Below are 24,943 nucleotides of genomic sequence, written 5' to 3'. Positions count from 1 at the left end.
GTCCGAGCCCGCCGCGTCGACCGACCCTTCGGCTGCCCTCGAAGCGGTGCCGGCCCCCGATCGCCCCCTGCGGATCCTCATCGGCGCCGACACCTTCCTCCCCCACGTGAACGGCGCCGCGCGTTTCGCCGAGCGCCTCGCCGCCGGCCTCGTCGCTCGCGGCCACGACGTGCACGTCGCCGCCCCGAGCGTGGGCCACGGCAACGCCGGCACGGCGACCGAGGTCATCGAAGATCAGCCGATGACCATGCACCGGCTCCCGGCGTACCGCTTCCTCCCGCACGACTGGCTCACCTTCGTGCTGCCGTGGCGTTCGAAGCACTACGCCCGGATCCTGCTCGACGAGATCAAGCCCGACGTCGTGCACATCCAGTCGCACATCGTCATCGGCCGAGGCCTCGCCCGCGAGGCGCGCAAGCGCGGCATCCCCGTCATCGCGACCAACCACGTGATGGCCGAGAACATCCTCGACTTCACCACGCTCCCCGACTTCCTCGACCGCATCTTCGTGAAGCTCGCGTGGGCCGACGCCGAACGCACGTTCAAGATGACGCGCGCGGTCACGACGCCCACGCGCAAGGCCGCGGACTTCCTCGAGTCGACGATCGACATCTCGGGGGTCATCCCGATCTCGTGCGGCATCGACCGGTCGAACTACCGCCCCGACCTCACCCCGCGCGACGCCAACCGCATCCTGTTCGTGGGGCGTCTGACGACCGAGAAGCACATCGACGTCGTGCTGAAGGCCCTCTCGCAGCTCGACCCCGCCCTCGACGTCACGTTCGACGTCGTCGGCGGTGGCGACCAGCGCGCCAAACTCGAGACCCTCGCGCAGCAGCTCGGTGTCGCCTCGCGCGTGACGTTCCACGGCCATGCGTCGGAAGAAGACCTGCGCACGCTCTACTCGCGGGCCAGCGTCTTCGCCATCGCCTCGATCGCGGAGCTGCAGTCGATCGCGACGATGGAGGCCATGGCATCCGGTCTGCCGATCGTGGCGGCGAACGCGGTGGCGCTCCCGCACCTCGTCCACGAGGGCGAGAACGGCTACCTCTTCGAGCCGGGCAACGCCGACGAGCTCGCCGCGCGCCTGACCGATGTGCTCACGGCCGCACCCGAGGAGCGCACGCGCATGCAGCAGGCGTCGCTCGACGCGGTCGCCGTGCACGACATCAACCGGACGCTCGACACCTTCGAGGCGCTGTACCGCGGTCGGCCGCTGCCGGAGTAACCCGTGCACGTCGTGATGTTCGCCGACCAGCACCTCGAGTCGCTCGGCGGCGCGCAGGTGTCGATGCGCTTGCAGAAACGCTTCCTCGAGCGCGCGGGACACGTGGTCACGGTCGTCGCGCCGCGCCCGCACCGCGAGAGCGCCGGCGACGCGGCCTACCTCGACCTTCCGTCGATCGCGATCACCCCCGACCGCGAGTACGCCCTCACCTGGCCGGGCGTCCGGACGGATCGATTCCTGGATGCCGAGATGGGTGCGCGTCTTCCCGTCGACGTCGTGCACGTGCAGGCGGACTTCTGGGGGGCGTTCATCGGCCACCGGTACGCCGCGCGCCACGGATTGCCCGTCGTGCACACGATGCACAACCGCGTCGACGTGGGGATCGAGGCGACCGCGCCCTTCCCGCGGCTCGTGTTGCGGGCGCTCAACGCCTGGGCGGGACGGGTGCTGCCCGGGGGTGCCGCCGCCCGCGCCGGAGTTCGCGGGCGAGCAGTCGATTCAGGCACGTCGCCCCGGGGTGCCCGCGAAGGCACGGGTCCGTCGCGCGGACCGGCCGACGGGTGGGCGTTCCTGCGTCAGCTGGCCCGACTCTCGCGGGCGGTCACGGCGCCCTCGAGCCACTTCGCCCGCCGCCTCGAGGCGCACGGCGTCGCCGAGGTCGTCGACGTGATTTGGAACGGCATCGACGACGACGTGCTCGACGCCGCCCTGAGCGCCGAGGCGTCGGAACGCCGACCGGGCCGACCGCGTTTCATCTGGCTCGGGCGCATGAGTCCCGAGAAGCGTCTGCTGCCGTTCCTCGAAGCGGTCATCGCCTCGGGCATCGAGGCCGAAGTCGAGATCGTCGGCGGTGGGGCGCAGCTTCGTGCCGCGCGTCGCCTCGTCGAGCGGTCGTCGCCCGCGGCGTCCATCATCTTCGCGGGACGGCTGCCGTACACCGAGACGCTCCGCCGACTCGCCGACGCCGACGCGGTGGTGCAGACCTCGATCGGCTTCGAGACGCAGGGCATGACCGTGTTCGAAGCGGCCTCGCTCGGAACCCCGGCCGTGGTGAGCGACCCCGACATCGCGGCGGAACTGGGCTCGGGGGTGTGGGCGGTGGCGGATGCCACGGTCCCCGCCCTCGCCGAGGCGCTGCGCAGCGCGGCGGCCGACATCGTCGTGGGCACTCCGGCCGTGCCCGACCCGTCGATCGCGGAACGTTTCCGTCAGTCCTCGCGGACGGCGGCGATGGTCGACGTGTACGCGCGCGCGGTCGCCGCGGGGCGCTGACTCGGCTTCGCCGACGCCGCGAGAACGACGGCGGGGGCTTCGGCGACGCGCCGGGGTGTCGGCATCTCGGAACGGCGTGTCTCTCGCGCCGGCCGCCGTCGTGGTCGCGGAGCGGCCGGCCGGCGGGGGCGGACGCGGCGCGGGTCGGTGGGGATCCGGCCGTACCCGTCGGTGCGGACGAGCCACACCGTTCCGACGATGCCGGCGACGGCCAGGATGCCGAGAGCAATGAAGTAAGCCATGACCGAAAAGCTACGACTGGAGCAATCCGGCCACGAGTGGCATGATGGACGGCATCCGTCCGATTCCTGCCACACCGGAGGTTCCCATGCGATCGGTCGCCGTCGTCACCCAGCCGGGGTTCGCTCCGTTCGAGTTCGGTCTCGCGTGCGAGGCGTTCGGTCTCGACCGCAGCGATGACGGCATCCCCAACTTCGACTTCCGCATCGTGGCCCCCGACCCCGGTGTGGTCCCCTCGAACATCGGGTTCTCGATCAACGTCGAGCACGGTCTCGAGGCGGCTGCCGATGTCGACATCCTCGTGCTCGCGCCCATTCCCCGGGAGCAGTGGGATGCCGTCGACCCTCGCGTGATCGAGGTCGTCCGCGCGGCGCACGAGCGCGGCGCCTGGCTGTTGAGCGTCTGCAGCGGGTCGTTCGTGCTCGCGGCATCCGGTGTTCTGGACGGAAGACGCGCGACGACCCACTGGCGCTACGCCGACACCATGGCGCGCATGTATCCCCGCATCGAGGTCGACCCCGACGTGCTCTACGTGCAGGCGGGCAGCATCATCACCAGTGCCGGGACGGCGGCCGGGCTCGACGCCTGCCTGCACCTGCTGCGCCAAGAGCTCGGCTCCGAGCTCGCCAACCGCATCGCCCGCCGCATGGTCGTCGCGCCCCAACGTGACGGGGGGCAGGCTCAGTTCATCGCGTCGCCCATCCCGATCGACACCTCGCTCTCGCTCGCTCCGGTGACGGAGTGGATGCTGCAGAACCTGGATGCCGAGCTCTCGGTCGACCGGCTCGCCGCACGCGCCCACATGTCGCCGCGCACCTTCGCTCGGCGGTTCAAGGCCGACCTGGGGGCCACGCCGGCGGCGTGGCTCGCGCGTCAGCGTCTGCTGCACGCCCAGCGACTGCTCGAAGAGACCGACCTCGGCCTGGACCGCATCGCGGCGGAGTGCGGGTTCGGGTCCGCGGCGGTGCTGCGACAGAACTTCGCCCGCACGATGGGACTGACCCCGACGGCCTACCGGGCGCGGTTCTCGTGCGCGGGGGAGGCGGCATCCGGCTCCGTCGAGGCGGCGACCGCCGAGCCCGTCCCGGCCTGAGCCGCGCCGCGCGCGGAGCCGCGCCCCGCCCGGCCGCGGGGAGTCCGAGGTCCCGGCATCCATTGCTCTCCGCGCGACCCGATGCTAAACTTGAGTCAACGCAACTCAAGTTTGCGAAAAGACTTTCAGGAGACCATATGAACGCCACACAACAGCCGGGGCAGGAGGACGCGCGCAGCGCCCTCGAGCAGTTCGGCATCAACCTCACCGACCGGGCCCGTCAGGGCAAGCTCGACCCCGTCATCGGGCGCGACGGCGAGATCCGCCGCGTCAGCCAGGTGCTCACCCGGCGCACCAAGAACAACCCCGTGCTCATCGGCGAACCCGGCGTCGGCAAGACCGCCGTCGTCGAGGGCCTCGCCCAGCGCATCGTCGCGGGCGACGTCGCCGAGAGCCTCAAGGACAAAGAGCTCGTCTCGCTCGACATCTCGGCCCTGGTGGCCGGTGCGATGTACCGCGGGCAGTTCGAGGAGCGCCTCAAGAGCGTCCTCAAAGAGATCACCGAGTCCGACGGACGCATCATCACGTTCATCGACGAGCTGCACGTGCTCATGGGCGCGGGTGGCGGCGAGGGTTCGGTCGCGGCCTCGAACATGCTCAAGCCCATGCTCGCGCGCGGCGAGCTGCGCCTGATCGGTGCGACCACGCTCGACGAGTACCGCGAGTTCATCGAGAAGGACGCCGCTCTCGAGCGCCGCTTCCAGCAGGTGTACGTCGGCGAGCCCACGGTGGAGGACACCGTGGCGATCCTCCGCGGCCTCAAGGAGCGCTACGAAGCGCACCACAAGGTCGCGATCGCCGACGCGGCGCTGGTAGCCGCGGCATCCCTGTCCAACCGCTACATCCCCGCGCGTCAGCTGCCCGACAAGGCGATCGACCTGATCGACGAAGCCGCCTCGCGCCTGCGCATGGAGATCGACTCGGCTCCGCTCGAGATCGACGAGCTGCGTCGCCACGTCGACCGCCTCAAGCTCGAAGAGCTCGCGCTGAAGAAAGAGAAGGACGACGCGTCGAAGGAGCGCCTCGCCACGCTCCGCGAGACCCTCGCCGCCGAGCAGGCCAAGCTCGACGACCTGCAGGCGCGGTGGGAGCGCGAGCGCGCCTCGCTCAACCGCGTCGGCGACCTGAAGACCCGGCTGGATGCCGCTCGCGTCGACGCCGAGCGCGCGCAGCGCGAGGGCAACCTCGAGCGGGCGTCGCGACTGCTGTACGCCGAGATCCCGGCGCTGGAGCGCGAGCTCATGGTCGCCGAACGCGAAGAGCCCGCGGGCGATCGCATGGTCAACGATCAGGTCACCGACGAAGACATCGCGGCCGTCATCGCGGCGTGGACGGGCATTCCGGTGGGACGCCTGCTGCAGGGCGAGACCGAGAAGCTGCTCAACCTCGAGCGCGAGCTCGGCCGGCGCCTGATCGGACAGCGGGATGCCGTGAAGGCGGTGTCCGACGCCGTTCGTCGCTCGCGCGCGGGCATCAGCGACCCGCACCGACCGGTCGGATCGTTCCTGTTCCTCGGCCCGACCGGTGTCGGCAAGACCGAGCTCGCGAAGTCGCTCGCCGACTTCCTCTTCGACGACGAGCACGCCATGGTGCGCATCGACATGTCGGAGTACGGCGAGAAGCACTCCGTCTCGCGCCTGGTCGGTGCCCCTCCGGGCTACATCGGCTACGAGCAGGGCGGCCAGCTGACCGAGGCCGTGCGCCGTCGGCCCTACTCGGTGGTGCTGCTCGACGAGGTCGAGAAGGCGCACCCCGAGGTCTTCGACGTGCTGCTGCAGGTCATGGACGATGGTCGACTGACCGACGGCCAGGGCCGCACCGTGGACTTCACCAACGTCATCCTGGTGCTCACCTCGAACCTCGGATCGCCCATCCTCATCGACCCGACCCTGTCGATGGACACCAAGCGCGAGCAGGTGCAGGCGCTCGTACGCCAGGCGTTCAAGCCCGAGTTCGTGAACCGTCTCGACGACATCGTGATCTTCCAGGCCCTGAGCCAGGACGACCTCGCGCAGATCGTCGAGCTCGCCGTCGACGCGCTGCACAAGCGTCTTCGCGAGCGCCGGCTGAGCCTGGCGGTCACCCCCGACGCCCGGTCGTGGCTGTCCGAGCGCGGATACGACCCGGTGTACGGCGCCCGTCCGCTGCGGCGTCTCATCCAGACCGAGATCCAGAACCGCCTCGCGATGGCGATCTTGGCCGGCTCGGTGCGCGACGGAGACGTCGTGCGGGTCGACGTGGCCAGCGACGGTGACTCGCTCATGCTCGTGAGCACCGGTCCCGCCACCAAAGAACCCGGAGACGACGACGTGATCGAGGCCGAGATCGTCGAGTAGAACCCCGTCAGAAGAGGGGATGCCACCACGGCATCCCCTCTTCCGGCGTACCGGCCCCGTTAGCCTGGCGCCATGACGATCGCAACGGCCGACCTGTACGACGAGCGCGGCGACGAACTCGACTCGCTCCCTCTCCCCATGATCGACCTCGGCGGGCACGTCGCCTTCGACGGGCCGATCCGCACGGTCCGCTGCCACCGCGACAATGCGCTGGTCAAGAGAGTGCTCGCGACCCCCGGCGACGGAGCCGTGCTCGTGGTCGACGGCGGTGGTTCGCTCGAGTCGGCGCTCGTGGGCGACCTGATCGCCGCGTCCGCGGTCGACAACGGGTGGGCGGGGGTCATCGTGAACGGGGCGATCCGCGACCGCGCGGCGATGGCCGAGCTGCCCCTGGGGGTCAAGGCGCTCGGCTCGAACCCCCGCAAGAGCGCGAAGGACGGCGTGGGTGAGATCGACGTGACGGTGACCATCGCGGGAATCGTCTTCGCGCCGGGACGCCACGTGTGGGCGGACGCCGACGGGGTGCTCGTGGAGCGCTGAGCGCGCCTTCCGAGGCTCGGCCTGTCCTACGCGAGGGTGACGCCGTGTCGGCGCGAGCTGCTTCGGCGCGACTCGGGCACCTCCTCCGCCCGTCGGGCCGGGCGCCCATGAAGAACGCCGCCCCGAGCGAGACACGACGCGATGGCGCGTGCTCCCTCGAGACGGCGTTCTTCGAGCGGGATGCCGGGGCTCAGTCGTCGACGAGCAGCGACTCCTCGACCGTGCGGCGCTGGCGCGGAGCGAGCTCACGCTGACGCAGGCCCTCTTCGGCCGCGTCGACGTCGCCGAGCGCGCCGACGGCGATCACGGTGACCGGGGTGAAACGCGCGTCAATGTCGAAGGCGGCGCGCAGGTCGTCGGCCACGAAGCCGCCCATCTGGTGGGTCGAGAGGCCCTCGGCGTGCGCCTGCACGGTGAAGTGCGCGGCGGCCTGCCCGCTGTCGTAGAGCGCCCAGGTGCGCGCTTCGCCGTCTTCGGTCTCGGTTTCGGCGAGGACCACGAGCAGGGCGCCGGCGTCGGGTGCCCAGGCCTGGTTGAAGCCCATGAGAGCCGAGACGACCTTTTCGTGGGCGGGGGTGCCGCGGCGCGCGACGATGAAGCGCCACGGCTGGAAGTTCATGCCCGAGGGGGCCCAGCGGGCGGCCTCGAGGGCGGAGCGCAGAGCGGCTTCGTCGATCGGCGTCTCGGGGTCGAAGACGCGCGTGCTCCAGCGCTCGGCGAGCACGTCGAGGATGGGAGCGTCGGTGGGGGCGGTGCGGTCGAGCGTGAGAGACATGGGTTCTCCTGAGAACGGGGACTGATGCGGGACGCCGTTGACCCGCACCATTGAACGCCGTCGGCGGGCGACGTGTTCCCGTGTGAACTTATGCGTCTCTGATGGGGAGCGGACTCTCAGCCCGCGACGCCGGGTGATGGCGGCGTGCCGCGGGATCGGTCAGTCGTTCCAGGACGACGGTCCCGCGGTGCCCGCCGGGTACTCGTCGAGAGGCACCTCGTTCTTGCGCCACGCGTCGATGACGGGCTGCACGATGCGCCAGCACTGCTCGGCCGCGTCGCCGCGGACGGCGAGCATGGCGTCTCCGTCGAGGATGCCCGAGAGCACCTCGCCGTAGGCCTTGAGGGCGCCCTCGCCGAGGTGGGTCGACAGGTTCACCCGCTCCAGGTCGAGCGGATCGTCGGCGCCGTTGATGTTCAGGCCGAGGCTGATCGTGTCGGGGCCGAGCGAGAACACCATCTCGGAGGGCTCGCTCTCGCCGACGAAGCCGACGGGGAGGTGCCGCACGGGCTTGAACGCGACCGTGACGGCCGGGTCTCCCGCGCCGAGAGCCTTGCCCGATCGCAGCAGGATCGGAACCCCCTGCCAGCGGGCCGTGCGCACCTCGACGGTCATCTCGGCCAGGGTCTCGGTGCCCCGCGACGCGTCGACGCCCGGCTCGTCGACGTACGAGGGGAAGTGGCGGTCGCCCACATCGCCCGCGGTGTAGCGTGCGCGGCGGGAGTTCGTGACGGGGTCGTCGTCTTTGACGTGCGTCGCCCGCAGGACCGCGGAGGTCGCGTCGCGCAGGTCGAGTTGATCGAGGGATGCCGGGGGCTCCATCGTGACGAACGCCATGACCTGCAGCAGGTGGCTCTGGATCATGTCGACAAGGGCGCCGGCGGCGTCGTAGTACCCCGCCCGGCCCTCGAGGCCGAGGGCCTCGGGGAAGTCGATGCGGATCGACGCGATGTCGTCGGCCGACCAGACGCTCTCGATGATGCGGTTCGCGAAGCGCGTTCCGAGCAGGTTCAGCACGGTCGAGCGGCCGAGGAAGTGGTCGATGCGGAAGACCTGGTCTTCGGGCACGAGGGTCGCCAGCTGCGTGTTGAGCGTGTGCGCGCTCGCCTCGTCGGTGCCGAACGGCTTCTCGAGGGCCAGGACCGTGCCCTCGGGGATGGTCACGTCGCTCAGCGCGAGGCAGGCCTTCTCGGTGACGGCCGGGGGCACCGCGAAGTACAGCGCGGGGCGGCCCTCGGCGTCGTCGAGAAGCTTCTGCAGATCGTCGGCCTTCGTGATGTCGGCCTGCGAGTACGTCGTGTCGGAAACCGCGGCGAATGCGGAGTCGGCATCCATCGTCTGGAAGGCCTTGCGCACGACCTCGCGCCAATGCTCGTCGGTCCAGTCCTCCATGCCCGCCCCGTGCAGGCGCACCGATCGCTTCGGTTCGCGCGAGAGCAGCTGGCCGAGGGCCGGGAGGAGCAGTCGAGAGGTGAGGTCGCCCGAAGCGCCCAGGATGATCAGGGTGGTGTCCGCCGCCATGGGGCCACCGTAGCGTTCGGTTGCGACATCGCCGTGCCGCTTGCAGCGGGCGCATGGATGCCACTAGCGCGATGTTCGGCCATGATGTCGGCGGCACCTGCCACAATCCGAGGGTGACGACTCCGATCGAGGACTACGCGGTCCTCAGCAACTGCCGATCCGCCGCCCTCGTCTCCTCCGCCGGGAGCGTCGACTGGTTGTGCCTGCCGCGGTACGACAGCGGATCGATGTTCGGTGCCCTGCTCGGCGACGAGTCCCACGGGGCGTGGTCGCTGCGGCCGGCCGATCCCGAGGCCACGGCGACCCGGCGCTACGACGGGGACACCTTCGTCCTCGTCACGCGATGGGAGACCGCGACGGGGGTCGCCGACGTCTACGACGCGATGCCGGTCGACGAGGGCGTCGAGGCGCTCATCCGCCGCGTGGTCGGGGTGTCGGGAGAGGTCGACTTCGTCAGCGAGGTGCGGCTCCGCTTCGATTACGCCCGCGCCGTGCCGTGGGTGCGCCAGATGGGCCGCGGCGACGAGCACGCCATCCTGGCCGTCGCCGGACCCGACGCCGTCACCCTCCGGGGCCCCCGCCTCATCGCCGTCGACACCGCTCACCGCGGCCGATGGACGACAGTCGCGGGCGCGAGCGTCGACTCGGTGCTGGCGTGGGGGCCGTCGTGGCAGGATCCGCCGGCGCCGTTCAACGTCGAGGCGGCGCTCGAGCGGACCCGCGAATGGTGGGCCGCGTGGGCCGACCGGGTGCAGTCGGCCGGTACGCACGCGGCACTCGTCACCCGCTCGCTCATGGTTCTCCGCGCCCTGACCCACTCCGAGACGGGCGGCATCGTCGCGGCGGCGACCACCTCGCTCCCCGAAGCGTTCGGCGGCTCGCGCAACTGGGACTACCGCTACGTCTGGCTGCGCGACGCCGCCCTCACCCTGAGCGCGTACATCGATCACGGGTACCTCGACGCGGCCCACCGCTGGCGCAACTGGCTCCTGCGGGCGATCGCGGGCGATCCGGCGGACGTGCAGATCATGTACGGCGTCGCGGGCGAGCGCGATCTGCCCGAGCGCGAGATCTCCGGTCTTCCCGGCTACGGGGGCGCGGCCCCCGTGCGCATCGGCAACGGCGCGGTCGATCAGTACCAGGCCGACGTCATCGGCGAGGTCATGGTGGCCCTCGAGGCGGCTCGTGACGCCGGCGTCGAAGAGACGACGTTCTCGTGGTCCCTGCAGCGTGCGCTCCTCGATCAACTGGCCGGCGAGGTCGATCGCCCCGATCTCGGCATCTGGGAGATGCGCGGCGACCCGCACTTCTTCACGCACTCGCGGGCGATGGTGTGGGCCGCGTTCGACCGCGGCATCCGGGCCGTCGAAGAGGGCGGGCGCGATGGCGACGTCGAGACCTGGCGCACCCTGCGCGACCGGGTTCGGGCCGACATCGACGCGCGCGGCGTGCACGCCGGCGGGTGGTTCACCCAGCACTTCGACACCGACGAGGTCGACGCCTCGCTGCTCGTGCTGCCGCAGGTGGGTTTCTGCGCTTACGACGACCCGCGCATGCTCGCCACCGTGGCGCGCATGGAAGAGACGCTCATGCCCGACGGCTGGCTGCTGCGGTACCGGACGACGGGTGTCGACGGTCTCACCGGCGACGAGCACCCCTTCCTCGCCTGCTCGTTCTGGCTGGTCGGCCAGTACGCCCACAGCGGGCGCCGTGACGAGGCCCTTGCTCTCATGCAGCGCCTGACCGCCGTCGCCAACGATCTCGGCCTGCTGTCCGAGGAGTACGACCCGACGACCGGCCGACAGGCCGGCAACACCCCGCAGGCGCTCTCGCACCTCGCTCTGGTGGGTGCCGCCGATGCCCTCGACGCCACGGCGCCCACCCGCGGGGACTGAGTCCGGCCCGGTCGCGCCGGCCCGGGCCTAGAGTCAACGCATGGACGACGACGTCGAGCTGCGCCGCCTGCGCGAGCGCGTGTACGGGGCCGAGGGGGCCACGGCGGCGCCCGACATGATCGAGCGCCTCGCCGAGCTCGAGGAACGCGCGCGTCGCTCTGCCGTCCCCGTCACGGCCGCGGCACCCGCCCCCCTCGGAGCGCTCGATCCCACGCGGCCCTCGTCCCCCGTCGGCCCACGGGCCGACCCCTCGACGGCCTCTGACGCCTACGCCCTCTCCGAGCCCGGCACGTCGGAGCCGGACGGCGACGTGGACCGCACCCCCGCCACGATCCCGGATGCCACGGCCTCGCCGCCGCGCCGACTCCTCCGCATCATCGCGACCGTCGTCGGCGCCCTCGTCGTGCTCGGGATCGGCATCGCGATCGGGGCGAGCACGGCACCGACCGTGGCGGCGACCCCCGACCCCGCAGCGGCGGCCCTTCCCGAACTGACGTTCCCGCAGACGGTCGAGGACGTCATCTCGGCCGAGATCCTGCGCGACAGCGGGATCGACGCCGGGAGCACGCGCTACATCGCCACGGTCAGCGACTTCCGCATCTACCTCGCCCAACCCGACGACGGGGACGGGCGCTGCATCGTGACGTTCACGTCCACCGACAACCGTCCGTGGTCGGCCGGGTGCGCGAGCGGAGCGCAGGAGGGAGCCGCGATCTTCGGTGTCGACGAGAGTCTGACCGTCGCGATCGGCGACCCCGACGGTTCCGACGTCACCGGCATCCCGATCCGTCTGTCACCGAGCGTCACGGCCTACGTGGCGCAATAGCGAAGGAGGACATCATGTTCCGTGCCGATGGCGCGTTTTCGGGGTTCGCGGTCGACGACCTCGAGGCCGCTCACCGCTTCTACGCGGACACCCTCGGACTCCGGGTGGAGGTGCTCGAGGGGTCGGGGTTCCTCAGGCTCCATCTGGGGTCCGGAGGGCGCGTCCTCGTCTACGGCAAGCCGCGCCACGAGCCCGCGTCGTTCACCGTGCTCAACTTCCCGGTGGCCGACGTCGAGGCGGCCGTCGACGATCTGCGCTCGCGCGGCGTCGACACGAAGATCTACGACGACGCCGACTTCCCGACGGACTCGCGCGGGATCATGCGCGAGGGCGGTCCGCTGATCGCGTGGTTCCGCGACCCGGCGGGCAACGTGCTCGCCGTCCTCGACGAGTGACCGGGTTCACCCGATCGGTGTGAGCCGGCTTCCGTCGGCCGAGAGGGTGAAGGACGCTCTGCGGTAGTCGTCGCTGAGTCCGAACGAGACGTCCGGAACCCCCACGCTCTCGGTGAACGTGGGGCTTTCGATATCGCTGTCGCTGGTGCGCCTGATGGACACCGGCGCGCCTTCGATCGGAAGGCCGCTCTGGTCCGAGGCCTCCTGAAGGGCGGGCCACACCCGGTCGAGCGCGAGGTCGCTCCACGGGAACTGCTCCTCGGCGACGCGGGGCTGGCTCAGCGCGGCTCCCTCGTGGGTGACACGCCCCGCGCGGAAGTTCCACTCGTCGGTCGCCTGTTCCCCGGCGCGGATCGGGGCGTCCACGATCACGGCATCCGGGGTCACGACGATCGAGACCACCTGATCGTGGCCGATCTCGGCCTGCAAGGCGCGCTTCGCCGCCTGCAGGGAGTCGGGGGTGCGCATGTCGGCGCTCCAGCGGCCGTCCTGCCACGCGGCGATCGTGAGGGCGATGCCGTCACGATAGGGCAGCAGGACCACGGTCGCGGCCACGATCGTGGCCATCGCGAACAGGGCCAGGCGCCACGGCCGCCCGCGACGACCCACGCCGAGCAGGGGGCCGCTCCGGCGTCCGTTGCGGACGCGGGTTCCCGCTTCGATCGGCCGCAGCGCGACCGAGGATCGGGCCGGCACGACGAGTCGCTCCCGCTCGGTGGGGGAGAGCTCGCCGTCGGCGAAGACGACCTCGGGGCCGCCGTCGAGCAGGATCACGACATCGCGCTCGTGGCCCGGCTGGTAGGCCGCGAGTTCGATCAGGGGAACGATCCGACGGAGGGTGGTCGCCCACGCCCCGCCGTCGAGGGCGATCACGGTGACGTCGATCTCGCACACCGGCTGGTCGTTGACGAGGGTGCCGGTCTGGCGGACCCCGTCGATGCGCGCGCGCCCGAGACGGCGAGCGTCGCGGGCCGCGGTGACCGCCGCCGGCGAGGGGAGCGCGGGAGACAGGGACTTCGCGACGCTGACGAGCACGGTCGAGATGACGAAGACCGCGAGAGCGATTCCGAAGATCCCGAAACCCGTTTCCTGATCCCCGAGGGCGGCTACCGCGAGACCGCCGAGGACGGCTCCGAGCGCGAGGAAAGCGAGCAGGCGCAGCATGTCATCGAGCCTAACGATGCCTCTTCACGACGACGAAAAGGGCGGGTGGATGCCGACGCCGCAGCATCCACCCGCCCGCCGACCGGACCCGAACCGGTCAGCCCCGCAGAGCCTCGCCGAGCTTGACGCGCGCCCCCATGCGCAGCAGCGAGTTGCGGTAGATGCGCGCGGCGACACCGATCGCGAGCACGCACGAGGCCAGCAGCACGAGGAGCGAGAGCACGGGCTCCCACCACTGCGCGTCGCCGAGGTACATGCGCAGCGGCATCCCCACCGGAGCCGAGAACGGCACGTACGACATGATCGTCAGCACGACGGGGTTGTCGTTGAAGAAGATCACGAGGAAGTACGGCGCCATGATCAGCATGGTGATCGGTGTGGTCGTCGCCCCGATGTCCTCCTGGCGCGAGACCATCGCCGCGGCCGCGGCGAACAGCGCCGCGAGAAGGACGAAGCCGAACAGGAAGAAGATCGCGAACCACGCGATCGGGGCGCCGAGAGCGTCGAGCACCCCGGCCTGACCGGTGACGGCCAGTCCCACGACCGCGACGGCGGCGAGCAGAACGATCTGGGCCATCGCGAGGATCGAGTTGCCGAGCACTTTGCCCGCGAGCAGGGCCCGCACGGGGATCGCCGAGATGAGGATCTCGACCACGCGCGTCTGCTTCTCTTCCACCACGCTCTGCGCGATCGTCCCGCCGAAGGTCGTCGCCGCGATGAGGAAGACGATGCCGAAGGCCAGCGCGATGAAGTACCGCAGCACGTCGGCGGCGTTCGACCCGGGCTCGAGGCGGTCCACCGCCGGGGTGTCGCTCAGCATCTGCAGGAGCATCGAGGGGACGCTGTCCTTCACCACGACGGTGAAGTCGAACGCCGACTCCGACGATCCCGAGACCAGGGCGGCATCCACCGTCCCGTCCGCCACGAGGGCGCGCGCGGCGTCGTCGCTGTCGGCGACCGTCACTTCGAGGCCGTCGAGACCCGACACATCGCTCTGCGTCTGCGAGGTGACGGCGACCGGGATGCCGCTGGCGCTGGCGTTCGAGGCGGTGAAACCGCCCCAGAGCACCGACGCGAGGGCGGCGACGATGAGGATCGCGGTCGAGATGACGAAGGCCTTGCTGCGCAGCTTCGAGCCGATCTCGCGCTCGGCGACCAGCCAGATGCTGTGCAGTTCTCCCGGCGCGCGGTGGGGTGCCGCCGTGGTCGACGAGGGGGGAGGGGTGATGGTCGGAGTGCTCACTGGATGACCTCCTTGAAGATCTCGGCCAGGGTGGGGCGCTGAGGAGAGAAGCTGGCGACGTCGGCGCGGCCGACCGCGTGGCGCAGCACGCGCTGGGCGGCGAGGTCGTCGTCGGCGTCGAAGAGGGCGTATCCGCCGTCGAAGTCGATCACGTGCACCCCGGGCTCGTCGCGCAGCCACCCGGTGTCGCCGCGCGAGACCAGCTCGTAGCGGTGGGTCGCGTGCTCGGCGCGGAGACCTTCGCGGCTTCCCTTCGCGCGGATCGTGCCGTCGGCGATGATGACGAGGTCGTCGCAGAGGCGCTCGACGACGTCGAGCTGGTGCGACGAGAACAGCACGGCCGCGCCGTCGGCGGCCTTCTCCTGCAGCACGCCGGCCACCACGTCGACCGCGAGCGGGTCGAGACCCGAGAAGGGCTCGTCGAGGATCAGCACCTCGGGCTCGTGCACGAGCGAGGCGGCGATCTGCGCGCGCTGCTGGTTGCCGAGCGAGAGCGTCTCGATGAGATCGCCGAGGCGCTCGCCGAGGCCCAGGCGCTCGAGGAGCGTCGTCGCCTTGCGGGTCGCCTCGGCCTTGCCGAAGCCGTGCAACCGAGCGAGGTAGGCGATGTGCTCGGCCACCTTCATCTTCGGGTACAGCCCGCGCTCCTCGGGCATGTAGCCGAAGCGGCGCCGGTCGGCGGTGGTGACCGCCGCGCCGTTCAGTTCGACGGTGCCCGCGTCCTTGCCGAGCACGCCCAGCGCGATGCGCATCGTCGTGGTCTTTCCCGCGCCGTTGCCGCCGACGAAGCCCGTGAGGCGCCCGGGGGCGACGTCGAAGCCCACGCCGTCGAGCACGCGGCGTCCGCCGTAGCTCTTGGTGATGCCGTCCAGATGGAGCACGATCCATCCCTTCTTCTCGATGTCTCCCACGCTAGGGAGGGGGATGCCGCGCCACCTCCGCCGTGGGGCGGTTCGTGACTCCACCGTGAGGGGGAGGGGTGCCGCCCGCCACGGCGCCGCCGAGGTCACCCGCGTCCGTCGAGACGACCCGGAATGACACCGGACGGTCGGTGAGCTCGCTGATCGCGGGTCGTCTCGGTGCGGGAGTGCCGCTCGACAGCGCCGCCGGTCAGGCCAGGCCGTGCCGGTGTGCCAGCACCACGGCCTGCACGCGGTCGCGCGCGCCGAGCTTCTGCAGCACGTTCGACACGTGCGTCTTCACCGTCGCCTCGCCGATGAACAGGCGCGCCGCGATCTCGGCGTTGCTGAGCGCCTCGGCGACGAGGGAGAGCACCTCGCTCTCGCGCTCGGTCAGCGGCTCGCTCATCTTCAGCGGTTCGACGGTGGCGGAGGGAGGGGATGCCGGCACCTCGGCGTCACGCGTCGCGAAACGCTCGATGACCCGGCGGGTGACCTCGGGGGCGAGCAGAGCATCGCCGGATCCGACGATCCGGACGGCCGACACCAGCTCCTCCGGCCCCGCGTTCTTGAGCAGGAACCCGCTGGCCCCGGCGGCCAGCGCCGCGAAGAGGTAGTCGTCGCGGTCGAAGGTCGTGACGATGAGGACGGCCGCCTCCGACGCGGGGTCGGCGGTCAGCTGCCGGGTCGCTTCGAGGCCGTCCATGTCGGGCATCTGCACGTCCATGCAGATGACATCGGGTCGCAGACGGGCCGCGGCGGCGAGGGCCTCGACACCGGATGCCGCCTCACCCACCACGTCGATGTCGGGCTCGAGCGACAGGATCGTCCGGAACCCCGCCCGCATCATGGCATGGTCGTCGACCAGCAGAACGCGCAGCTCAGACATTCGCCACCTCCGCCGCAGCGAGGGGCACACGCGCCCGCACGAGGTATCCGCCGCGTGAGCGGGGCCCGATCTCGATCGTCCCGCCCGAGACGGCGGCGCGCTCGCGCATGCCGAGCTGACCGAGGCCCGGGGTTGCGGAACCGCTGCGCCCGGTGTTCGAGATCTCGAGCTCGACGGCATCCGATTCGAACCGGAGGCGCACGTCGGCGGTGGCGTCGGGACCCGCGTGGCGGCGGGCGTTCGTCAACGCCTCTTGGGCGATGCGGTAGAGGTTGACCTGCACGAGGGGTGGCGGGTCGCACGCGGGTTGGCCGACGAGGGTGAAGGTCGTCGGAAGCCCTGCGGCCGTGGCGTCATCGACCAGCGAGGGGATCGACGTCAGGCCATGGGTGGTGGGGGCGGTGTCGGGGGCGCTGTCCGACCCCGGGGCGCGCAGCGTCTCGAGCAGCTGGCGCAGCTCGTGAAGAGAGGTGCGCGCCGAGCTCTCGACGCTCGAGAGCGTCTCTCGAGCGGCGTCGGGGTCGCGGGTCAGGAGCGAGCGGGCGACGCCCGCCTGAACGCCCATCAGTGACACGTGATGGGCGACCACGTCGTGCAGCTCGCGCGCGATGCGCACGCGGTCGAGGGCCACGGCCTGCGCCGCGGTCACTTCGCGCTCGGACTCGAGCTCCGCCGTGCGCTCCTCGAGGGCCGCGCGCTCGCGCATCTGCTGGTAGGAGCGGTCGCCGAAGTAGTAGGCGCCCCCGAAGAACAGAGCGTTCACCCCGATGGTGAGCAGTTGGTACGCGACGAAGGGCGAGAACGACCCCGCCCGAGAGAAGGCCCCCTCGACCTCTTCGCCGACGGGGAGCGTGGCCTGCTGGAACATGACGACGAACAACCACGCGAACATGCCCACGATGAGGGCGATGCGCACGATCGTCGCGCGCCGGCGGTTCGTCTCCCACGCGCCGACCGTGTACAGCGCGATGAACATGGCGATGTTGCCGGCATAGAGCTCGGGGATGCGGAAGGTCACGGCGAGGAAGTACGCGAAGGTCACGATGACCGCCGCCACCGACGGCCACCGTCGGCGGAACGCCAGCGGGATCGCGAGTACGGCGACGTAGCCGAGCGCCACGGCGAGAGAGCCCTGCTGGTCGCCGTAGATGCCCGAGATCGACGACAGCACCGCACTCAGCACGCCCCCGAGGAACAGCACGACCGCGAGCACGATGTCGTTGCGCTGTTGCGCGCGCGTGAGTCGTGGCATCCCTCCACGCTAGAGCCGACCGCCGACACCTGCATCCCCCGCGAGGCGGAGTCAAGAGCAGGAGGAATACAGGTTCGATCGTGATGCTTGCACGTGAATGAGTTCGGGCGCCCGGCGCCCCCGTCGTCCAGAAAGAGGATCATCGTGACCGACTACACGATCGGCTACATCGTCGGCAGCATCTCCAGCACCTCGATCAACCGCCGTCTGGCGAAGGCACTCGAGAAGGTCGCTCCCGAGGGAGTGACGCTGAAGGAGGTCCCGATCAAGGAACTGCCCTTCTACTCGCCCGACTACGACGGCGACTTTCCCCAGGTCGCGCGCGACTTCAAGAAGGCCATCGAAGACACCGACGCCATGTTCGTCGTGACCCCCGAGTACAGCCGCTCGATCCCGGGCGTGCTCAAGAACGCCCTCGACTGGTCGGCCCGCCCCTACGGCGAGGCCTCGTTCACCGACAAGCCCACCGCCGTCATCGGCACCTCGCAGGGCGGCATCGCCACCGCCGCCGGCCAGCAGCACCTGCGCGCCGTGCTCCTGCACTACAACGCGCTCGTCCTCGGTCAGCCCGAGGGCTACATCCAGTCGACCCCCGGCCTGTTCGAAGAGGACGGCACCGTCACCGACGAGGGCACGGCCGCGTTCCTGCGCTCGATCATCGAGGCGCTCGTGACCCTTGCGAAGCGCACCGCTCCCGCCGAGGTCCCCGCCGTCTGAGGCACCTCTCGCGACGGGGTCGGGGGTTCGCCCTCGGCCCCGTCCTCGCGCGCGCCGGGTTCCCGCTCGAAGGACCGGCCCTACCCCTCCGACTCTCCGTCGGAATCGAGAGCCAGCGCCTCGGCCTTGCGTCGGAGCAGCGCCGCCTCGCGCTCGTTGCGCGTGAGCCCGGCGGCGGCGAGCAGCTCCGCGCGCGCCTCGGCCGATCGCCCCAGGCGCGACAGCAGCTCACCGCGCACCGACGGGATGAGGTGCGACCCCTTCAGCTTCCCGGTCGCCGAGAGCGCGTCGACGGCCGCGAGGCCGTCGAGGGCACCGGATGCCATGGCCACCGCGACCGCGCGATTGAGCGCCACGACCGGATTGGCTCCGAGCCGACCGAGCGCGTCGTAGAGCTGCACGATGCGCGGCCAATCCGTGGTGTCGACACTCGGGGCCTCGGCGTGACAGAGCGCGATCGACGCCTGCAGCTGGTACGGCCCGGCGCTTCGCCCGAGGGCTTCGGCGCGTTCGAGCAGCGCCCTGCCGCGCGCGATCGCCGACCGGTCCCAGCGCCGACGGTCCTGGTCGGCCAACAGCACGGCATCGCCGTTCGCATCGACGCGGGCGGCGAAGCGCGACGCCTGCAGCTCCATGAGCGCCGACAGCCCGAGCACTTCCGGCTCGCGGGGGAGCAGACGACCGAGCACGCGCCCCAGCCGCACGGCCTCGTGCGCGAGCTCGGTGCGCAGCACCGCGTCACCGGTGCTCGCGGCGTAGCCCTCGGTGAAGATCAGGTAGATCACCGCCAGCACGGCGGTCCGTCGAGCGGGCCACTCCGAGGGCTCGGGCACCTCGAACGGCGCCCCGGCCGCGCTCAACGCCTTCTTGGCGCGCACGATCCGCTGCTGCATCGCGGGGACCGGTACGAGGAAGAGCCGTGCGATCGCCTCCGTGTCGAGACCACCGACGACCTTGAGGGTCAGCGCGACCTGCGCGTCGCGCGCGAGGACCGGATGACACGCCGTGAACACCAGGCGCAGCACGTCGTCGTCGATGGGCTGCCACACGGCATCCGCCACCTCGTCGAGATCGGCGCCGATGAGCTCGTACTTCTCGCCGCGCACCCGCTCGCGACGCCACCCGTCGATCGCGCGGCGCTTCGCGACAGCGGTGAGCCAGGCCCCGGGGTTGTGCGGCACGCCCTCGCGGGGCCACTGCGCCAGGGCCTCGAGCAGAGCGTCGTGCGCAAGGTCTTCGGCGGTGGGCAGATCACCGACCACGCGCGCTAGCGTCGCGACGATGCGGGCGCCTTCGATGCGCCAGATCGCCGCGACGCGTCGCGAGAGGTCGTCGGTCACGTCGGGTCAGCGCGCGGCCTGCTCCTCGCGCCAGCCCTCTTCCTTCTGGATGTACTCGTTGTCGGCGAAGGCCGCGAAGTCGGTCTCGTCGGTCACGCGGCGCACCTCGAGCGTGTTGCCCGCGATGAGAGGCGCGCGTCGCGCCCATTCGACGGCCTCGTCCTTGCTGGAGACCTCGATGATCCAGAAGCCGTTGAACAGCTCATGGGTCTCGCCGTAGGGGCCGTCGGTGACGACCGGCTCCTCACCGCCGAACTCGACGACGAAGTTCTTGCTCATGTCTTCGGCGAGGCCGTCGCCGGCGACGAGCACCCCCGCGTTGACCATGGACTCGTTGTACGCGCCCATCTCGTTGATGACCTGCTCGAACGGGATCTTCTTGTACTCCGCGTACGCCTCGTCGGTGCCGCGCATGATCAGCATGTACTTCATCGTCGTCTTCTCTCGTCGGTGCTCCGGGGAACCGTTCCCCTACTATCGCGTCGAACGGGCACCGAAGGAATCGACAGGGTGCGGAAAAGAGTTTCCGGATGCCGCTGCGGCGGCGCTCAGCCGAAGATCATCGGCAGGTCGTCCTCGTCGTCGGCGCCCGAGAGGTCGAGGTCGGCGACCACGGGCACGTGGTCGCTGGGGACTTCGCCCTTGCGCTCGTTGCGGTGGATCTCGGCGCCGTGCACCGCGTCGGCGAACGCCCGCGAGCCGAGGATGAAGTCGATGCGCAGGCCCTCGTTGCGGGGGAAGCGCAGCTGCTTGTAGTCCCAGTAGGTGTAGCCGGTGGGGATCAGCGGACGCACGACGTCGGTGAGGCCGGCGGCCTCGAAGGCGCGGAACGCCTCGCGCTCGGGCGGGGAGACGTGGGTGGTCGCGCCCTCGACGACCGTGGGGTCGCCGTTGTCGTCGTCGGTCGGGGCGATGTTGAAGTCGCCGGTCAGCGCGAGCGGCAGATCGGGGCTCTTCTCGAGGGTGTCGGCCGTGTACTGGCGCAGCTTGTCGAGCCAGTCGAGCTTGTAGACGTAGTGCGGGTCGTCGAGCCCGCGCCCGTTGGGCACGTAGAGGCTCCACACGCGCACGCCGTTGACGGTCGCGCCGATCGCGCGCGCCTCTTGCGGCAGGTCGGGGCCCTCTTTGCCCTTCTCGAACCCGGGCATGCCGGGGAAGCCGATCTCGACGTCTTCGAGGGGCTCACGGCTCGCGATGGCGACACCGTTCCACTGGTTCAGGCCGTGCGCGGCGACGTGGTACCCGGCCTCTTCGAACGCCGCGTACGGGAACTGCTCCGTCTTGCACTTGATCTCCTGCATCGCCAGCACGTCGATGTGCTCGCGCACGCAGAACTCGACGGTGCGGGTGACGCGGGCACGGATGGAGTTGACGTTCCAGGTGGCCAGGCGCATGGCATCCAGCCTACTTTCGGCCGCCGACATCGGCGGCCAGGGTGACCCCGGCGTTATCCGTATGGAGCACTAAACTCGGGGCCGTGACCACCGCCTCCACGCCCGAGCTCGAAGCCGACCGTCAGGCCCTCATCGGCCTCATCAAGGACGAGGCGGTGTTCCACGGCGACTTCACCCTCTCGAGCGGCAAGAAGGCGACGTACTACGTCGACATGCGCAAGCTCACCCTCGACCACCGCGCCGCTCCCGCGATCGGCCGGTTGGTGCTCGACCTGGTGAAAGACCTCGACGGCGTCGTCGCCGTCGGCGGACTCACGCTCGGCGCCGACCCCATCGCCAACTCCGTCATGCACGAGTCGGTGCACGCCGGTCGCCCGCTCGACGCGTTCGTCGTGCGCAAGGAGCCCAAGGACCACGGCCGCGGCCGCCAGATCGAGGGTGCCGATGTGAAGGGCAAGCGCGTCGTCGTCGTCGAAGACACCTCGACCACCGGTCAGTCGGCGCTCAAGGCCGTCGAGGCCCTGCGCCGCGAGGGTGCCGAGGTCGTCGCCGTCGCCGTGATCGTCGACCGCAAGACCGGCGCTCAGGCCGCGATCGAGGCCGAGGGCCTGCAGTGGCTCGGGTCGATCGACCTCGACGACCTGGGCCTCGCCCCGCAGTAAGCCCGCCGCGTCGCCAGAACAGGCAGGTGCCCTGAGAACAGGCCGATTCCGCGCGAATCGTCCTGTCGCGGTGACACGCCCTGTTCTCGTGACGATCAGGGGGTGGATGCCGACCCCGCGCCGCCCCGAACGGCGCGACAGCCGTGCTCAGGGCGCGTCGTCTCCCGGCCCATCGAACGGGTCGTGACGACCGCTGCCGCCGCGACGCGAACGGCGCCACTGCACGATGAAGGCGACGAGTGTTCCCGCTGTGATGACGAAGGCGACGATCAGCCAGAGAGTGCGGTCGTCCATGATGTGGTCTCCTCGGGCTCAGAGTCCCGCTTCGAGGCCCTCTTCGCCGTCGGCGAGATCGGTCTCGACGGGTTCGGCGCGCACGAGTTCGGCGACCGAGCCCAGGATCTCGTCGGGGCGGAACGGGTAGCGCTCGATCTCGCGCTGGTCGCTGATGCCGGTCATCACGAGCACCGTGTGCAGGCCCGCCTCGATGCCGGCGACGATGTCGGTGTCCATGCGGTCGCCGATCATGCCGGTGTTCTCGCTGTGGGCGCCGATGCGGTTGAGGGCGGAGCGGAACATCATCGGGTTGGGCTTGCCGACGATGTAGGGCTCCTTGCCCGTGGCCTTGGTGATGAGGGCCGCGATGGCTCCGGTGGCGGGCAGCACTCCCTCGGTCGAGGGGCCCGTGGCGTCCGGATTCGTCGCGATGAACCGCGCGCCCCCGCGGATGAAGCGGATCGCCTTCGTGATCGCTTCGAACGAGTAGTTGCGGGTCTCGCCCACGACGACGTAGTCGGGGGTGGTCTCGGTCATGATGAAGCCCGCCTCGTGCAGGGCGGTGGTGAGCCCCGCCTCGCCGATGACGAAGGCGGAGCCGCCGGGCATCTGCGACTTCAGGAAGTCGGCCGTGGCGAGCGCCGACGTCCAGATCGACGACTCGGGGACGACGAGCCCCGACGCCCGCAGACGGGCGCTGAGATCGCGCGGGGTGTAGATCGAGTTGTTCGTCAGTACGAGGAACGGCGTGCCCTCGGAGCGCCACTGCGCGAGCAACTCTGATGCTCCGGCGATGGGCGTGTTCTCATGGACGAGAACGCCGTCCATATCGGTCAGCCAGCACTCGATGTCGCCTCGGGTCCGCATGGGGCCCAGCCTAGACCCGGCCACCGACACGCTCCCAGGGGGTGATTTCCCCGTGAACGAGCGCGGGCGGGCCCGACCGGAGTCGTGGCCCGCCCGTCCGCGGAAGCCGACTTACTTGAAGGTGTCCTTCACGTTCTCGCCGGCCTTCTTGGCGTCGGCCTTGACCTGGTCGGCCTTGCCTTCGGCGGCGAGCTTGTCGTTGTCGGTCGCGTTGCCGATCGCTTCCTTCGCCTTGCCCACGATGTCCTGAGCGGCGTTCTTGATCTTGTCGTCGAGACCCATGATCTGACTCCTTCTTGTCGTGTCGGCGTCGGCGGCGGGAGTATCTCGTCGCGACGGAGCGGGTTGCTCACAGAGGAGACGCACCCCGAGCGGGATTCGTCACGCGAGGTCGCAAAAAACTTTTCGTCGGGCGGTATTCCGTCTGCGGAATGCACCCGTGACGGACGGGCTCGATCTCGTTAGGGTCGAAGGGTGACGCGAACCGAATGGGACCCCGAGAACCTCCCGAACCTCTCCGGGCGGTCCTATCTGGTCACGGGCGCCACGCGCGGGCTCGGCTTCTTCGCCTGCGAGCAGCTCGCCGGCGCCGGAGCCCATGTGCTGCTGACGGGGCGCAATCCCAACAAGATGTCCGCGGCCAAGGCCGCGATCAAGCGATCGACTCCGGATGCCAGCATCGAGACGCTGCTGCTCGACACCAGCAACATGGGCTCGGTGCGTGCCGCCGCTGCCACGGCCCGCGCGCGCGGGCGCCTCGACGGTCTGCTGCTGAACGCGGGCATCGTCCACCCGCCCAAGGAGCGCGAGACCGCCGGCGGCCACGAGTTGGTGTTCGCGACCAACGTGCTCGGGCACTTCGCGCTCGCCGGCGAGCTGCTCAAGCCCCTGGCCGCTGCGCGCGGTCGCATGGTGTGGGTCGGCAGCATGTCGACCTCGCTGTGGCGCCACGTCCCCACCGACCCCGAACTGCGTGAGGGTTATTCGCCCTGGCGCGCGTACGTGCAGTCGAAGGCGGCGACGACCGCTCTGGCGCTCGAGGCGCAGAAGCGCCTGATGGCTCACGGCGTCCCGGTCGAGAGCCTCGTCGCGCACCCCGGGTACTCCACGAGCGGCCGGACCCGCGGAGTGCGCGGGGTCAACGAGCCGAGTCGTCTCACCCGCTTCCTCGACAACCTGCAGGCCCCGATCACGCAGTCCAAAGAGCAGGGGGCCTGGGCGCTCGTCCGCGCGCTCGTCGACCCTCTCGCCGAGGGCGGCTCGATGTACGGACCGGCGCTGGTCGCGCGGGGCGCACCGCGAGTGGCGACCCCCGCTCGTCGGACGCGCGGCGGAGAGCTCGGCGCCGACCTGTGGCGCGCGTGCGAGACGGCGACGCACGTGCGGTGGCCGTTCGATCGGGCCCGACGCGCGGCATCCTGAATCCGGGGCTTCACTCGATCTCGGTGAGAGGGCTCAGCTCGCCCCGGTGACGCGTGTCAGCGCGTCAGCCAGACCGAGCTCCCCGCCCCCGCGGGCAACGACACCTCGACGCCGTCGGCGCGCACGACGTCGTCGCTGAGCACCTCGAGTTCATGCCCCACGTCGATGCCGTTCTCCACGAGGGCCCGCAGCAGCTCCGGATCGCGGTCGCTCACGCGCAGGACCCGACCCGAGTGCCCGGCCGGCGCCTCGGCGAGGAGCACGAAGGGTTCGCGGTGCACCGAGCCGTCGGCATCCGGGATCGCATCTCCGTGGGGATCGAAACGCGGGCGGCCGAGCCGCTCGTCGATGCCCTCGAGCAGACGGTCGCTGAGGGAGTGCTCGAGGACTTCGGCTTCGTCGTGCACCTCGTCCCACGAGTAGCCGAATTCGCGCACGAGCCAGGTCTCGATGAGACGGTGGCGACGGATGACGCCCGCCGCACGTCGCCCGCCCGCGGTCGTCAGCGACACCGGTCCGTACGGCCGGTGTGTGACGAGCCCCTGCGCGGCGAGCTTCTTGACCATCTCGGTCACGCTCGACGGTGCGAGGCTCAGCACCGCGGCGAGCTGCGAGGGCGTGATCGGATTGTCCTGCCACTCGGTGTGGTGGTAGATCGCCTTGAGATAGTCGTCGGCCACGGGCGATTCCACTCCGT

The 24,943-nt window shown here is 70.6% G+C and carries 26 protein-coding genes; 11 read left to right on the top strand and 15 right to left on the bottom strand.

Annotated elements, in window-relative coordinates; translation table 11 throughout:
• The first annotated feature begins 46 nt into the window (after positions 1-46).
• Positions 47-1,228: a glycosyltransferase gene (locus tag ASE56_RS02750; RefSeq protein WP_056228080.1), complete on the top strand. Its 1,182-nt coding sequence runs from the start codon at positions 47-49 to the stop codon at positions 1,226-1,228.
• 3 nt (positions 1,229-1,231) lie between these two features.
• Positions 1,232-2,500: a glycosyltransferase gene (locus tag ASE56_RS02745; protein ID WP_056224711.1), complete on the top strand. Its 1,269-nt coding sequence runs from the start codon at positions 1,232-1,234 to the stop codon at positions 2,498-2,500.
• Here the strand turns inward: ASE56_RS02745 and ASE56_RS02740 are convergent.
• Entirely contained in the window at positions 2,437-2,742 is a 306-nt protein-coding gene (locus tag ASE56_RS02740) for a hypothetical protein (protein WP_056224709.1), read from the bottom strand. The genes ASE56_RS02745 and ASE56_RS02740 overlap by 64 nt on opposite strands.
• Before the next feature lie 86 nt (positions 2,743-2,828).
• Here ASE56_RS02740 and ASE56_RS02735 point away from each other — a divergent pair, with 86 nt between their 5' ends.
• From ASE56_RS02735 to rraA, 3 genes are all read left to right on the top strand, one after another.
• Positions 2,829-3,833, top strand: a complete 1,005-nt coding sequence (locus ASE56_RS02735; protein ID WP_056224707.1) for a GlxA family transcriptional regulator — start codon at positions 2,829-2,831, stop codon at positions 3,831-3,833.
• 137 nt (positions 3,834-3,970) lie between these two features.
• Complete coding sequence (locus ASE56_RS02730) at positions 3,971-6,169, top strand: ATP-dependent Clp protease ATP-binding subunit (RefSeq protein WP_082450290.1); 2,199 nt, start codon at positions 3,971-3,973, stop codon at positions 6,167-6,169.
• Between the two features lie 72 nt (positions 6,170-6,241).
• The gene (rraA, locus tag ASE56_RS02725) at positions 6,242-6,709 is read left to right on the top strand and encodes a ribonuclease E activity regulator RraA (protein WP_056224705.1); all 468 of its coding nucleotides are present in this window, start codon (positions 6,242-6,244) and stop codon (positions 6,707-6,709) included.
• Between the two features lie 190 nt (positions 6,710-6,899).
• Here the strand turns inward: rraA and ASE56_RS02720 are convergent, their stop codons facing one another.
• Positions 6,900-7,484 (bottom strand): nitroreductase family protein, encoded by a 585-nt coding sequence (locus ASE56_RS02720; RefSeq protein WP_056224703.1) that lies wholly within the window; start codon positions 7,482-7,484, stop codon positions 6,900-6,902.
• A gap of 159 nt (positions 7,485-7,643) precedes the next feature.
• Complete coding sequence (locus ASE56_RS02715) at positions 7,644-9,005, bottom strand: glucose-6-phosphate dehydrogenase (protein ID WP_056224701.1); 1,362 nt, start codon at positions 9,003-9,005, stop codon at positions 7,644-7,646.
• Positions 9,006-9,118: 113 nt separating this feature from the next.
• On the opposite strand from ASE56_RS02715, the gene ASE56_RS02710 reads away from it, so the two are divergent.
• The 3 genes from ASE56_RS02710 to ASE56_RS02700 are packed head-to-tail and all read left to right on the top strand — an operon-like array spanning position 9,119 to position 12,121.
• Entirely contained in the window at positions 9,119-10,900 is a 1,782-nt protein-coding gene (locus tag ASE56_RS02710) for a glycoside hydrolase family 15 protein (protein WP_235556914.1), read from the top strand.
• A 40-nt stretch (positions 10,901-10,940) separates the two neighbouring features.
• Complete coding sequence (locus ASE56_RS02705) at positions 10,941-11,726, top strand: hypothetical protein (protein WP_056224697.1); 786 nt, start codon at positions 10,941-10,943, stop codon at positions 11,724-11,726.
• A gap of 14 nt (positions 11,727-11,740) precedes the next feature.
• Positions 11,741-12,121 carry a VOC family protein gene (locus ASE56_RS02700; protein ID WP_056224695.1) on the top strand — a complete coding sequence of 127 codons (381 nt, stop codon included), beginning with the start codon at positions 11,741-11,743 and terminating at the stop codon, positions 12,119-12,121.
• A gap of 6 nt (positions 12,122-12,127) precedes the next feature.
• Here the strand turns inward: ASE56_RS02700 and ASE56_RS02695 are convergent, their stop codons facing one another.
• From ASE56_RS02695 to ASE56_RS02675, 5 genes are all read right to left on the bottom strand, one after another.
• Positions 12,128-13,285, bottom strand: a complete 1,158-nt coding sequence (locus ASE56_RS02695) for a hypothetical protein (protein WP_056224693.1) — start codon at positions 13,283-13,285, stop codon at positions 12,128-12,130.
• Between the two features lie 97 nt (positions 13,286-13,382).
• On the bottom strand, positions 13,383-14,459 hold the full coding sequence (locus tag ASE56_RS02690; protein WP_156371650.1) for an ABC transporter permease: 1,077 nt from the start codon (positions 14,457-14,459) through the stop codon (positions 13,383-13,385).
• Positions 14,460-14,524: 65 nt separating this feature from the next.
• Positions 14,525-15,409 carry an ABC transporter ATP-binding protein gene (locus ASE56_RS02685; protein ID WP_056228071.1) on the bottom strand — a complete coding sequence of 295 codons (885 nt, stop codon included), beginning with the start codon at positions 15,407-15,409 and terminating at the stop codon, positions 14,525-14,527.
• A gap of 229 nt (positions 15,410-15,638) precedes the next feature.
• The gene (locus ASE56_RS02680; protein ID WP_056224692.1) at positions 15,639-16,316 is read right to left on the bottom strand and encodes a response regulator transcription factor; all 678 of its coding nucleotides are present in this window, start codon (positions 16,314-16,316) and stop codon (positions 15,639-15,641) included.
• Positions 16,309-17,568 (bottom strand): sensor histidine kinase, encoded by a 1,260-nt coding sequence (locus ASE56_RS02675; RefSeq protein ID WP_056224690.1) that lies wholly within the window; start codon positions 17,566-17,568, stop codon positions 16,309-16,311. Before ASE56_RS02675 ends, ASE56_RS02680 begins: the two co-directional genes overlap by 8 nt.
• A 144-nt stretch (positions 17,569-17,712) precedes the next feature.
• Between ASE56_RS02675 and ASE56_RS02670 the strand changes: the two genes are divergently transcribed.
• Positions 17,713-18,285 carry an NADPH-dependent FMN reductase gene (locus ASE56_RS02670; protein WP_056224688.1) on the top strand — a complete coding sequence of 191 codons (573 nt, stop codon included), beginning with the start codon at positions 17,713-17,715 and terminating at the stop codon, positions 18,283-18,285.
• Positions 18,286-18,365: 80 nt separating this feature from the next.
• Here ASE56_RS02670 and ASE56_RS02665 read toward each other — a convergent pair whose 3' ends face one another.
• From ASE56_RS02665 to ASE56_RS02655, 3 genes are all read right to left on the bottom strand, one after another.
• A complete protein-coding gene (locus tag ASE56_RS02665) occupies positions 18,366-19,625 on the bottom strand; it encodes an RNA polymerase sigma factor (protein ID WP_056224686.1) in 1,260 nt (419 codons plus the stop codon).
• 6 nt (positions 19,626-19,631) lie between these two features.
• The gene (locus tag ASE56_RS02660; protein WP_056224684.1) at positions 19,632-20,057 is read right to left on the bottom strand and encodes a YciI family protein; all 426 of its coding nucleotides are present in this window, start codon (positions 20,055-20,057) and stop codon (positions 19,632-19,634) included.
• A gap of 116 nt (positions 20,058-20,173) precedes the next feature.
• Complete coding sequence (locus tag ASE56_RS02655) at positions 20,174-21,019, bottom strand: exodeoxyribonuclease III (RefSeq protein WP_056224682.1); 846 nt, start codon at positions 21,017-21,019, stop codon at positions 20,174-20,176.
• 83 nt (positions 21,020-21,102) lie between these two features.
• Between ASE56_RS02655 and pyrE the strand changes: the two genes are divergently transcribed.
• Positions 21,103-21,681, top strand: coding sequence for an orotate phosphoribosyltransferase (gene pyrE, locus ASE56_RS02650; RefSeq protein WP_056224681.1), 579 nt, complete (start codon positions 21,103-21,105; stop codon positions 21,679-21,681).
• Positions 21,682-21,828: 147 nt separating this feature from the next.
• On the opposite strand, the gene ASE56_RS16805 is transcribed toward pyrE, so the two are convergent.
• The 3 genes from ASE56_RS16805 to ASE56_RS02640 form a co-directional block, all read right to left on the bottom strand.
• Complete coding sequence (locus ASE56_RS16805) at positions 21,829-21,975, bottom strand: hypothetical protein (protein WP_156371584.1); 147 nt, start codon at positions 21,973-21,975, stop codon at positions 21,829-21,831.
• Between the two features lie 18 nt (positions 21,976-21,993).
• Positions 21,994-22,824 (bottom strand): HAD-IIA family hydrolase, encoded by an 831-nt coding sequence (locus ASE56_RS02645; RefSeq protein ID WP_056224678.1) that lies wholly within the window; start codon positions 22,822-22,824, stop codon positions 21,994-21,996.
• A 111-nt stretch (positions 22,825-22,935) separates the two neighbouring features.
• Positions 22,936-23,106, bottom strand: a complete 171-nt coding sequence (locus ASE56_RS02640) for a CsbD family protein (RefSeq protein WP_055832729.1) — start codon at positions 23,104-23,106, stop codon at positions 22,936-22,938.
• Between the two features lie 192 nt (positions 23,107-23,298).
• Between ASE56_RS02640 and ASE56_RS02635 the strand changes: the two genes are divergently transcribed.
• Complete coding sequence (locus tag ASE56_RS02635; protein ID WP_056224676.1) at positions 23,299-24,246, top strand: SDR family NAD(P)-dependent oxidoreductase; 948 nt, start codon at positions 23,299-23,301, stop codon at positions 24,244-24,246.
• 56 nt (positions 24,247-24,302) lie between these two features.
• On the opposite strand, the gene ASE56_RS02630 is transcribed toward ASE56_RS02635, so the two are convergent.
• Positions 24,303-24,938 (bottom strand): metal-dependent transcriptional regulator, encoded by a 636-nt coding sequence (locus tag ASE56_RS02630; RefSeq protein ID WP_056224675.1) that lies wholly within the window; start codon positions 24,936-24,938, stop codon positions 24,303-24,305.
• Between the last annotated feature and the right edge of the window lie 5 nt (positions 24,939-24,943).

This window comes from Microbacterium sp. Leaf203 (genome assembly GCF_001421275.1).
GTDB classification, from domain to species: domain Bacteria; phylum Actinomycetota; class Actinomycetes; order Actinomycetales; family Microbacteriaceae; genus Microbacterium; species Microbacterium testaceum_A.
This window is presented reverse-complemented; position numbering and strand designations above follow the sequence as displayed.